Source organism: Methylomicrobium album BG8, assembly GCF_000214275.2.
In the GTDB taxonomy this organism is placed as follows: Bacteria; Pseudomonadota; Gammaproteobacteria; order Methylococcales; family Methylomonadaceae; genus Methylomicrobium; species Methylomicrobium agile.
The window spans coordinates 2100136-2111740 of sequence record NZ_CM001475.1 but is presented as its reverse complement, the minus strand read 5'-3'; the positions used below and the strand labels follow the sequence as shown (position 1 = coordinate 2111740).

The 11605-nt window shown below is 57.3% G+C and carries 8 protein-coding genes; 2 read left to right on the top strand and 6 right to left on the bottom strand.

The genetic code is table 11. The features are described from left to right. Window positions 1-404: 404 nt before the first annotated feature. From METAL_RS09110 to METAL_RS09095, 4 genes are all read right to left on the bottom strand, one after another. On the bottom strand, window positions 405-1712 hold the full coding sequence (locus tag METAL_RS09110; RefSeq protein WP_005371664.1) for a replication-associated recombination protein A: 1308 nt from the start codon (window positions 1710-1712) through the stop codon (window positions 405-407). 38 nt (window positions 1713-1750) lie between these two features. After that, window positions 1751-2380, bottom strand: coding sequence for an outer membrane lipoprotein periplasmic chaperone LolA (gene lolA / locus METAL_RS09105; protein ID WP_005371661.1), 630 nt, complete (start codon window positions 2378-2380; stop codon window positions 1751-1753). 12 nt (window positions 2381-2392) lie between these two features. Next, on the bottom strand, window positions 2393-4741 hold the full coding sequence (gene mrcB, locus METAL_RS09100) for a penicillin-binding protein 1B (RefSeq protein ID WP_005371659.1): 2349 nt from the start codon (window positions 4739-4741) through the stop codon (window positions 2393-2395). 178 nt (window positions 4742-4919) lie between these two features. Further along, window positions 4920-5942, bottom strand: a complete 1023-nt coding sequence (locus tag METAL_RS09095; protein ID WP_005371656.1) for an alpha/beta hydrolase — start codon at window positions 5940-5942, stop codon at window positions 4920-4922. A 255-nt stretch (window positions 5943-6197) separates the two neighbouring features. On the opposite strand from METAL_RS09095, the gene METAL_RS09090 reads away from it, so the two are divergent. Further along, a complete protein-coding gene (locus METAL_RS09090; RefSeq protein ID WP_005371653.1) occupies window positions 6198-7367 on the top strand; it encodes an AI-2E family transporter in 1170 nt (389 codons plus the stop codon). On the opposite strand, the gene METAL_RS09085 is transcribed toward METAL_RS09090, so the two are convergent. Further along, complete coding sequence (locus METAL_RS09085) at window positions 7309-8730, bottom strand: PhoH family protein (RefSeq protein WP_005371650.1); 1422 nt, start codon at window positions 8728-8730, stop codon at window positions 7309-7311. The two genes, METAL_RS09090 and METAL_RS09085, sit on opposite strands and share 59 nt — an antisense overlap. Window positions 8731-9027: 297 nt before the next feature. Here METAL_RS09085 and METAL_RS19930 point away from each other — a divergent pair, with 297 nt between their 5' ends. After that, a complete protein-coding gene (locus METAL_RS19930; protein ID WP_005371648.1) occupies window positions 9028-11091 on the top strand; it encodes a diguanylate cyclase in 2064 nt (687 codons plus the stop codon). Window positions 11092-11125: 34 nt separating this feature from the next. Here the strand turns inward: METAL_RS19930 and METAL_RS09075 are convergent, their stop codons facing one another. Continuing rightward, window positions 11126-11596, bottom strand: coding sequence for a peroxiredoxin (locus tag METAL_RS09075; protein WP_005371646.1), 471 nt, complete (start codon window positions 11594-11596; stop codon window positions 11126-11128). Between the last annotated feature and the right edge of the window lie 9 nt (window positions 11597-11605).

The following is an 11605-nucleotide window of genomic DNA, read 5'->3' as shown; positions in this document are numbered from 1 at the left end:
CGTTTTCGCGATAGCAAAACGCCAATAAGTCCTCCAAGCGCGGCGGATTGCCTGGCGGCGAATCCGCCCTACAAAAGCGACAAGCTTTACCGAGGATTTTCGTCCCTCAGCGCCGGGACCGCTCGTCGAGCGCCTGCAGAACTGTAGGGCGTTTTCGCGATAGCAAAACGCCAATAAGTCCTCCAAGCGCGGCGGATTGCCTGGCGGCGAATCCGCCCTACAAAAGCGACAAGCTTTACCGAAGATTTTCGTCCCTCAGCGCCGGGACCGCTCGTCGAGCGCCTGCAGAGCTGTAGGGCGTTTTCGCGATAGCAAAACGCCAATAAGCCCTCCAAGCGCGGCGGATTGCCTGGCGGCGAATCCGCCCTACAAGAGCGACAAGTTTTACCGAAGATTTTCGTCCCTCAGCGCCGGGACCGCTCGTCGAGCGCCTGCAGATGTTTCAGCTTTTCGGCGATTTTGATTTCCAGGCCCCTGCCCACCGGCTGATAATAGGTAGTTCCCCGGAGTTCGTCGGGAAAATAGTTCTCGCCCGCAGCATAAGCTTCGGGTTCGTCGTGCGCGTAGCGATACGCCTTGCCGTAATCCAGCGCCTGCATCAGTTTGGTGGGCGCATTGCGCAGATGCACCGGCACGCCCAGGCTGCCGCTGCGCTTCGCATCCTGCATCGCGGCATTGTAGGCCCGGTACACCGCATTGCTTTTCGGCGCGCAGGCCAGATAAACGACCGCCTGCGCCAGCGCCAGCTCGCCTTCGGGACTGCCCAGGCGCTCCTGCGCCTGCCAGGCATCCAGAGCGATCTGCAGACCGCGGGGATCGGCATTGCCGATGTCCTCGGAGGCCATCCGGACGATCCGGCGGGCGATATAGGCCAGGTCGCAGCCCGCGTCGAGCATCCGGCACAGCCAGTACAGCGCCGCATCCGGCGCGCTGCCGCGCACCGACTTGTGCAGGGCTGAAATCTGATTGTAAAACTCCTCGCCCTGCTTGTCGAAGCGCCGGACGCCGCCGCTCAGCACTTCGCACGCCAGCGCTTCGCCGATGGTTTTCTCGTCGTTGGCGGCGGCCAGTTCGACGGCCAGTTCGAGCAGGTTCAGCAGCCTGCGCGCATCGCCGTCGGCGGCCTGCACGAATTGCCCCCGGATTTCCGCATCCATCGCAATTTCCAATCGCCCCAGGCCGCGCTCCCGGTCGGTCAGGGCGCGTTCCGCCACCGCCGACAAATCTTCCGCGGTCAAAGGGTTCAGCACGTACACGCGGGCCCTGGACAATAACGCATTGTTCAATGCAAACGACGGGTTTTCGGTCGTCGCGCCGATGAAATAGACCGTCCCGTCCTCGACGTGCGGCAAAAACGCATCCTGCTGCGCCTTGTTGAACCGGTGCACCTCGTCGACGAATAAAATCGTCCGGTGCTGCTGTTGCTGGAGCAGAAACTGCGCCTCGGCGACCGCCGCGCGGATTTCTTTCACGCCGGCGAGCACCGCCGAGACCGGCGCGAATTCGGCGTCGGCATGGCGGGCGATCAGCCGCGCCAGCGTGGTTTTGCCCGCGCCGGGCGGCCCCCAGAAAATCATCGAATGCAGGCGTCCCGCCATGATGCTTTCATAGAGGGGCTTGCCCGGCTTGAGGATATGCTTCTGTCCCGCATACTCGTCCAGGCTTTGCGGCCGCATTCTGTCGGCCAAAGGTCTCGTCAAATCATCGGACATTTTGCGTTTTCCTTGCGTTCCGCACCTTGCCGCTCCGATTATTCCTCGAACACATCCGCACCCTTCGGCACTTCAAACTGGAACAAATTCTGCTTGAGCGGCGGATTGATCAGCACGTTCGAAAAATAGATACGGGTCAACTGGCCGAAATTATCGCTGAGCTCCATGCCGCCGAGGGAGCCCTTGGTCAAACCGATCAGGATGTATTTGAAGGTCGTTTCCTCGCTTTTCGGCGACAGCTTGATCCACTGCATGTCGCCTTCCTTGCCCTGGCCTTCGATGATGAAATTGTCTTCCAGAGACACTTCGCCGCTCAAGAGCAGCGCCGGCGTCGAACCGAGCGATTGGTCGAGCTTTTTGACGGTAACCTGGTCCAGATCCTTGTCGTAGAACCAGACCTTGCCTTTGTCGGCGACGATCTGCTGGGAAAAGGGCTTCTGGTAATCCCAGCGGAATTTGCCCGGCCGCTGCAGGTAAAAAACGCCGAAACTGGTCTTGACCGGCAGCCCCTGCTCGTTCAGCAGGACCTGCTTGAAATCGGCCGACAGCGACCTGGAAGCGGTCAGGAAGGCTTTTAACTGCCGTACCGGCGAGTCGTCCGCCTGCAGCGGCAAACTGACAAAAGCCGATAGTAATAGGATAAAGCCCAGCCATATTTGTCGATTCATTAAAACTCCTGATTAGTTACTTTGAGGAAAAAATTCCTCAAACCACGGCCGATCCTGTTCGATGACCGGATTGCCGCAGGCCGAATAGGCGGTCGGCTCGGACCCCGCGACATACGGATAACCCTTGCCGTACGGACAATCCGCCCCGGCGACCAAGCCGGAATAAGGATCGATCCTCACCATTTTGATATTGTCGGGCGGCGTCAGACTCACGGGTTGCCTCGAAATCTGCCGCATGAGCGCGGTCCAGACCGGCAGCGCGCCGGTCGCTCCGGTCAAGCCGGCCGGTTTGTTATCGTCGCGCCCGACCCAGACCACCGAAAGATAATCACCGGTAAAGCCGGCGAACCAGCTGTCCTTCGCATCGTTGGTCGTACCGGTTTTGCCGACCAGGCCGTAATTCTGCGGGAAAACCGAATACGCCGCGGAACCGGTGCCCGAATGCATCACTTCCTGCATCATGGTGTTCAGAATGTAAGTAGCGGACGGATCGACCGTCTGCCGGACCGTGTACGGATAGCTTTGCAGCTTTTCTCCCGCCGCGGAAACGACCGCCTTGATCGCCTTGATCGGGGTCAGGAAACCGTCGCCGGCAAGCGTCTGGTACATCTGGGCCACTTCGAGCGGGGTCAGTTGCGCCGCACCCAGCAGGAAGGAGGGATACAAGTCGACCTGGCGGTTCACGCCCAAATCTTTCAGCGTTTTCGCGACCCGCCCGATGCCGATATCCATGCCGACCCGAACGGTCGCCAGATTGTACGATTTGGCAAGCGCGGTATGCAGCCCGATCGTGCCGTGCTCCTTATGGTCGTAATTCTTCGGACTCCAGTCGTTGCCGTGGTCGCCCTTGATGAAGATCGCGCTGTCGTTGACCGGCGTGGTGATCGTGTATCTTCTCGGGTTCTGCAGCGCGGTCAGGTAGATCACCGGCTTGATCAGCGAGCCGATCGGCCGCACCGCATCCAGCGCCCGGTTGAAGCCGGCGGAAGAATCGTCCCGCCCGCCCGCCAGCGCCGCGATTTCGCCGCTGTCCCGGCGCGTGACCACGACGGCCGACTCGAGCGCTTTGACCCTGGACAGTTTTTCCAGTTGCGGCAGCTTGCGCTTGGTCGTCTCTTCAAGCTTATCCTGAATTTGCGTATCCAGCGTGGTAAAGATCCGCAGACCCTCGGAAGTCAGATCCTCTTCATGGTAGTCCTGCTTCAGTTGGCGCTTGACCAGATCCAGAAAGGCCGGATAGCGGTTCGCCGAACGATGCGTATTCGCGATCACCGCCAACGGCCGCGCCTTCGCGGCGGCAGCTTCTTCCGGCGTGATGTATTCCTGCGCGGCCATTTCGTCGAGCACCAGATTGCGGCGCTGCAGCGCCCGATCGGGAAAACGGCGGGGATTGTACTCGGACGGCCCGCGCACCAGCGCCACCAGCGAAGCCAGTTGTTCCAGCGACAGATCCTTCAACGGAGCACCAAAATAAAACTGGCTGGCCAGCCCAAAGCCGTGCACCGCGCTGGCGCCGTCCTGGCCCAGATAGATTTCGTTCAGGTACGCTTCGAGAATCTCGTTCTTGCCGTAACGGTACTCCAGGATCAGCGCCATCAGCGCTTCCTTGATCTTGCGGGTCAGTTTGCGTTCGGACGTCAGATAGAAGTTTTTGACCAGCTGCTGGGTGATCGTGCTGCCGCCCTGCACCATGTCGCCGGCCTGGATATTTGCGAGCATCGCCCGCAGGATGCCGCGCATGGAAATTCCGAAGTGATTATAAAAATCCCTGTCTTCCGACGCGAGCAGGCCTTTGATCAGCCTATCCGGCGCTTCTTCGAGCTTGATCAGTATCCGGTCTTCCTTGATGGTCGGATAAAAGCTGCCGATCTGGACCGGATCCATTCGGACGATCGCCAGGCTTTGTTCATTGGCCAGATCGGTAATGCCCGCGATCCCGATTTCGGAAAAATCGACCCGCATCGCCACGCCGGGCTGCGGTTCCGGCTGGTCCCAAAAGGTGAAGGTGCGGGTTTTGACCGAAATCCGCCCGCCATTGCGAAAATAAGTGCCTTCCGCCGCCAGCTCCGAATCTTTCCGGTAATGCAGCATCTCCAGCAGATTCTCGAATTTTTCCGCACTGATCCCGTAGCCGGCATACAGTTCGACAGGATTGCCATAGACGCGCGCGGGAATCGCCCAGCGTTTGCCTTCGAACTGGGCGCGTACGTGGTAATCGAGATAACCCAAGTAGGTGAAAAGAAAGAAGGCACCGAGGCCGATCAGGATGATAAAGCTGTTTCTAAACCAATGGGATGTAGATTTTCTGCTTTGGGGATTCTTATTGTACCGGGCACTTCGCCTGGTCGATCTGTGTGTCATGGCCTTTTTAAGCAGTGATGGGATAAATGCGTCCGTTATATGAATCGGCTATTATACCCAGTTCAGGCAGGCCGGCATCAGAAACCGTGACATTAGCAAGCCTTCGATGAACCCCTCATGAATGAAACGAAAAAGGCCGGCCGGACGCTGAAAGCCCGGCGAGGCTTTCGGTGCCTCCTCAATTGAACGAAGTCAATACCGGCTTCAGCACGATTTCGGCGCGCCGGTCGGCGCCGGACGGCAAATGGACCTTGCGGGAATCTATCCAGGCGGCGATATCCTGCCAGGTTTTGTCTGCCTGCAAATCCCTGAGCAGCATATGATAGCCTTGCTGATAAAACGCGACGGTTTTTTCTTTTTCGCCGGAGGGATTCTTCTTATGCTTCAGAAACCGTTGCAGAAAGGCGTAAGTGGGCTTTTTGGGAATGATATCGTCTTTTTCCCCATACAACAGCAGCGTATCTTCAGTCAGCGAATCGGCGCTGTTGAACGCCAGATCCATCAAGTTGGCCAGGCCGTACAGCGTTTCGACGCGGGCTCCCTTGATCACCCAGGGATCGCGGCCCAATTCGCGGAGCATTTCGATATTGTCCGACGGCGTCACCTTCACGACGCCTTTGCCGGTCAGCCTCAACCAGGGCGTCGTATGGGCGAGTATCCACAACAGGCTGTTCTGGTACCAGGGCATCGTCTTGCGCGCCCAGAGCGCAGGCGCGGCCAGAATAATCCCGTCGACAAGCTCGGTGGTATCGTGTTTGGCCGCGGTCATCACCACTGCGCCGCCCATGCTTTCGCCAAGCAGGAATATCGGACTTCTGGGATAGCGTTCCTTAACCAGGCGCGCCAGCGTCAACAGATCGTCCGCATAGGAGGCGGAGCCGGCCCACAGTCCGCGCTTCGGCGCGGCGCCGAAGCCGCGCTGGTCATAGGCAAAACTGGCGATGCCGTGTTCGCTGAAATAGCGGGCCGGCTGGTCGAAAAAACGGCTGTAGTCGTTGAAACCGTGTACCGCGATGATCACCGCTTTGGGTTCGCCTTGGGGCAGCCAGCTCCGAAGCGGCAAGCGCGCGCCGTCTTCGGTAATGAAAGCCAGCGTATCGAGACGAGCCACGGTCGTTTTGGCGCCGGAAGGGTAAATGGAAGGCATACAGCCGGACAGCAGGAGAGTGATCAAGGAGAGGATCGAGACAATCTTTTTCATATACCTTCGACCCGGCCGGATGCCGGGATAAACGGAACGGCAGACAAGGCGGCAACTACAATCCGAACCCTTGTCTTGAAGATCGAATGTAAAACAACCGTCATTTCCGCCCATCCTGCGGGAATGATGAGCCCCCGGTTCAGAGAAGTTGCTTCCATCCAACAATAATGATTGTGAATGCGCATAAAAGTTCCTAGCGTTCCCGTTTCAGAATAGCGTTAGAATAAGGATTATTCAAACAAAAATTCACCCGTCATGCCTGCGGCAAACCCGAACCGAACCGTTATCGCACTCGTCCTTCGCTCTTTCGTCAACCGGATCCTGCCCAATGCGCAGGCCGTTTCGCTGGCATTGATACTGATCATGATTTCGGTACTGATCTATTCGCTGTCCGGCCTGCTGATGCCGGTGTTCGCTTCGGTCGTGCTGGCTTACCTCCTGGAGGGAATCGTGGCGAAAGCCGAAGCGGCGGGCCTGCCGAGATGGACGAGTGTCTATCTGGTATTCTCGATCTTCATGACCGGCGTCGTTTTTTTGTGTTTTTATCTGCTGCCGATCGTATCGCAGCAAGCCGTCGAGTTTGTCCAGCAGATTCCCGCGATGGTGTACCGGCTCGAAATGAGCATCCTGCAGCTGCCGAAACTGTATCCGAAACTGATCTCGCAAAGCCGTATTCAGGAAATCATGCAGATACTGCAGCGGGAGGTGTGGTCCTACGGGCAGAACATGCTGTCGGTGTCGGCCGCGTCGCTGGTCAGCGTGGCCAGCGCGATCGTCTATCTGTTCCTGGTGCCGATGATGGTGTTTTTCTTTCTGAAAGACAAAAAACTGCTGATCGACTGGTTTCTGCAATTCATCCCGAGCGACCGGTATCTGACCGCGCGCGTCTGGGAAGAAGTCGACATTCAGATCGGCAACTATATTCGCGGCAAGTTTGCCGAAGTGTTTATCCTTTGGGCGTCCAGCTTCATCACTTTCCGCTTTCTCGACCTGAACTATGCGATGCTGCTGGCGGTGTTCATGGGCCTGCAGGTCATCATTCCCTATGTCGGGGCGACACTGGTCACCTTCCCGGTGCTCGGCGTCGCCTATTTTCAATGGGGCTGGGGCAGCGACGCATTCGTGTACGTCGCGGTCGCCTATGCGATCATCCAGGCCCTCGACGGCGTCCTGCTGGTACCGATCCTGTTCTCCGAGGCGGTCAATCTGCATGCGATTGCGATCATCGTGGCGATCCTGTTTTTCGGCGGCCTATGGGGCTTTTGGGGGGTATTTTTCGCGATTCCCCTGGCCACCGTAGTCAAAGCGGTGCTGTCGGCCTGGCCCCGGCTGGGCGATCCGAATCACGACAGTCCGTTTTACTGCCCTATAAATAGTCCGACCCAAAATCCGCCAAACGCGAGCGCTCGCCGCGGCGCAGGGTGATATGCGCCGCGTGTTCCCAGCGCTTGAAACGGTCCACCACATAGGTGAGCCCCGAGGTCGTCGCGGTCAAATAAGGCGTATCGATCTGTGAAAGGTTGCCGATACAGATGATCTTGGTGCCGGGGCCGGCGCGGGTGATCAGTGTTTTCAACTGCTTGGAGGTCAGGTTCTGGGCCTCGTCGATGATCAGATAGCGGTTCAGAAAAGTCCGGCCGCGCATGAAATTCAACGAACGGATCTTGACCCGGTTCATCAGCAGATTCTGCGTTGCCCCCTGCTCCCATTCGGTATTGCCGGACCGGTTGCCCAGCAGTTCGAGATTGTCCATCAGCGCCCCCATCCACGGCGCCATTTTTTCTTCCTCGGTACCGGGCAGAAAGCCGATATCCTCGCCAATCGGCACCGTTTCGCGCGTCATGATGATTTCGTTATAGAGTTTGTGTTCCATCGTCAACGTCAAGCCGGCCGCGAGCGCCAGCAAGGTTTTGCCGGTGCCGGCCGTGCCGAGCAGCGTCACGAAATCGATGTCTGGATCGAGCAGGACATTGAAGGCGAAGTTCTGCTCGCGGTTCTTCGCGGCGATGCCCCAGACGCTGTTGTGCTTAGTCCGGTAATCCCGTGCCAGTTCCAGGATCGCGGCGCGGCCGTCGCAGGAACGCACGATCGCCTCGAAATTCGAGTCGTCTTCCATGTACAGGTACTGGTTCGGATACCATTCCGCGACCAGCGGATTTTCAAGTTTATAAAAGGTTCTGCCCTTTTCCTGCCACGAATCCATCTTGCTGCCGTACCGGTCCCAGAAATCGTCTTCGAGCGCCATCGCGCCGCTGTACAACAGTTCGATATCGTCGAGCACCTGGTCGTTGTGGTAATCCTCGGCCGGCAGTTCCAGCGTCGCCGCCTTGAGGCGCATGTTGATGTCTTTCGAGACCAGGATCACTTTGATCCCGGGCAATTGTCGGGTCAGCGCCAGCACCACGCTCAGAATCGAATTATCGGCAAGACTGCCCGGCATGGTTTCGGGCAACAGTTCGCTCATGATGCTGGTCTGGAAATACAAACGGCCGGCCCTGCCGATCACGCCGCCTCCCCCGCCGTTCGCCTCCAGACGCGATAACGGCAATCCGTCCTTGATATGCTCGGGATTCACGTCCCGGATCAGCTCGTCGAGAAAACGGCTGGCCTGGCGCACGTTGCGCGCCACTTCGGTCATGCCTCTTTTGGCCCGGTCCAGTTCTTCCAAAACGATCATCGGAATGAAAATGTCATGCTCCTGAAATCTGAAAATACAGGCGGGATCATGCATCAGCACATTTGTATCGAGCACAAACAGTTTTTTATCGGGAGTGGTTTGAATATTCATGAAATCCTTGAGCTGTGAGGTTCAAAAGTCATCGATGCGCGCTTGTCTTCCGCTTCCGATACCGACCGGCGCTATCGTTAAGAATAATCGCTTTGAGTGGATTTATAAAGCACCCTGAGATGGGATGCCGTTCCCGGAAACGTCCCGCGAACGGTCTTTAACCTTCATGGCCTTCCCGGCCAAATAGCAAAATTGTGACCGCTTTCTCGGAAAAGTTTCCATCTTTCGACATCTGAACTATATTCACAAGTAAGCGTTTTCGATCGCCGATATTTTTAACGGCAAAAATCACAAGCCATGAACCCTATTCGCGCTTTTTCGTTTATCCTCTCGGCTTTATGCAGTACAGTCCCCGTGTTTGCCTTCCCGGCTCCGCAACAGGACATCATCGATATTCAACTGCGCTGGCACCATCAATTCCAGTTTGCCGGTTACTATGCCGCCGTCGAAAAAGGCTTTTACCGCGAGGAAGGACTGGAAGTCCGGCTGCATCCCGGCGATCCCGCGCATCAACCCGTGCAGGAAGTCCTGTCCGGGCGCGCCCAATATGCCGAAGGCAACAGCGAAGTCCTTTTCCAAAGACTGCGGGGCGAGCCGCTGGTTGCACTGGCGGCCATTTTTCAGCACTCGCCGTCGATACTGCTGGTGCGCAAGGATTCGGGCATCGATTCGGTACATGACTTGGCCGGAAAAAAGGTGATGCTGATGAATCGGACCGAAGATGCCGATTTCCTGACCATGTTCGTGAATGAAGGGATTCCGCTTTCTCAAATCGACATTATTCCGAGCAGTTATCGAATCGACGATTTGATAACCCGCAAAGCGGACGCTTTCAATGCCTATTCGAGCAACGAACCGTTTTTCCTGAAGCAGCGCGGCATTCCTTACAATGTCATCGCCCCCGGCAATTATCGGGTCGATTTTTACAGCGACATTTTTTTCACTTCCGAGAAAGAATTACGCAGCCGCCCCGAACGCGTCGAAAAGATGCTTCGCACCACACTGAAAGGCTGGCGCTACGCGATGGATCATCCGGACGAGATCATCGATTTGCTGATCCGCCGCTACCCGGTCGACAAAACGCGGGCGCATCTCGAATTCGAGGCGGCGGAGATGCGCAAACTGATCTTCCCGGATCTGATCGAAATCGGTCATATGAATCCGGAACGATGGCAGCATATGGCCGACGCCTTCGTGAAAGCCGGCTTGGTCAGATCGGACGATTTTCTCGACGGATTTATCTACAGCGCCAGGTCCCCCAAACATTTACCCGCCTGGGTCGTCCCGGTGCTGGCGTTCGCCCTGGCCGTTATCGCCTTGATCCTGGCCGCCGCCTATTACCTGATGCAATTGAACCGGCGCCTCGCATCGGCGCAGCATCAATTGCACGAGGTCAACCGAGCCCTTTCGGAAGAAATCGATGAACGCAAAACGATCGAGGCAAACTTGCGCATCAGCGAAACGCGCTACCGTTCGCTGTTCGGGAACATGGTTGAAGGCTTTGCGTTTTGCCGGATGCTTTACCGCAACGGTCAACCCGACGATATCCAGTACATCGAAGTGAATCCGGCATTCGAAACCTTGACCGGCTTGTCGGCCGTGACCGGCAAAAAGATAACCGAAGTCGTGCCGGGCATCAAAGCGTCCAACCCGGAAGTCTTCGAAATTTACGGGCGCGTTGCGGCAGGCGGCCCTCCCGAGAAATTCGAGATTTTCATGTCTCCGCTCAATCTCTGGTTTTCCGTCTCGGCCTACCATGCCGACACCGACACTCATTGCTTCGTCACGGTGATCGAAAACATCACCGAACGCAAACTGCTGCAACGCAATTACGAGCAGATGGCGCAGACCGATTATCTCACCGGCCTGTCCAATCGCCGACATTTCATGCAGCAGGCCGAAACCGAGCTGGCGCGCACCCTGCGCTACGGCAGCGCCTTGGCGCTCCTAATGCTCGATCTGGATCATTTCAAACAGATCAACGACAACCACGGCCATCGGGCCGGCGACAAGGTCTTGCAGGCGTTCAGCACGCTTTGCCTGTCGATTCTGCGCGAATCGGATCTGATCGGGCGCCTGGGGGGAGAGGAGTTTGTCATCATGCTGCCGGAAACCTGCGTCGCGGAGGCCATCGGCGTAGCCGAACGGCTGCGAAAAATAACGGAAGAAGTGTTCGTGCTCCTGGAAAACGGGCAGGCTTTGTATTTTACCGTTTCGATCGGGATCGCCGGACTCGACGAACGCTACGCGCATCTCGACACCCTGCTTCAGAAAGCCGATCAATCGCTTTACACAGCCAAGTCGATGGGGCGTAACCGGATCCATACCGAGGCATCATGCATCCGCGCGGCCTGCCGGTAAAAGCGCAAACTACACAGCTTTCCACGGGCTGAATTCAGTTCAGTCCTTCCACCGCCAGCAGCACTTCCCGTGCATGGTCCTTGACCTTCACTTTACGCCATTCGCGCACCAGCATTCCACGGCGGTCGAACAAAAACGTGCTGCGCTCGATACCGCGAACCTGCTTGCCGTACATGTTCTTCATCCCGATCACGTCGAACAGGCCGCAGAGCCTCTCGTCAGGGTCGGACAACAGCTCGAACGGAAACGCCTGCTTGGACTTGAAGCCTTCATGCATCTTGACCGAATCACGCGACACACCGAAAACGACCGTATCCAGCGCGGCAAAGCGCTCGCTCAGATCGCGGAAATCGCCGCCTTCCTGCGTGCAGCCCGGCGTATTGTCCTTCGGATAAAAATACAGCACGATGTTCCGCCCCGCGTAGTCGGTCAATCTAACCGTTTTGCCGCCGGTAGACTGAATTTCGAGATCGGGCGCGGCGCTGCCGAGCGTTAAAGGTGTCATATCCGGCTC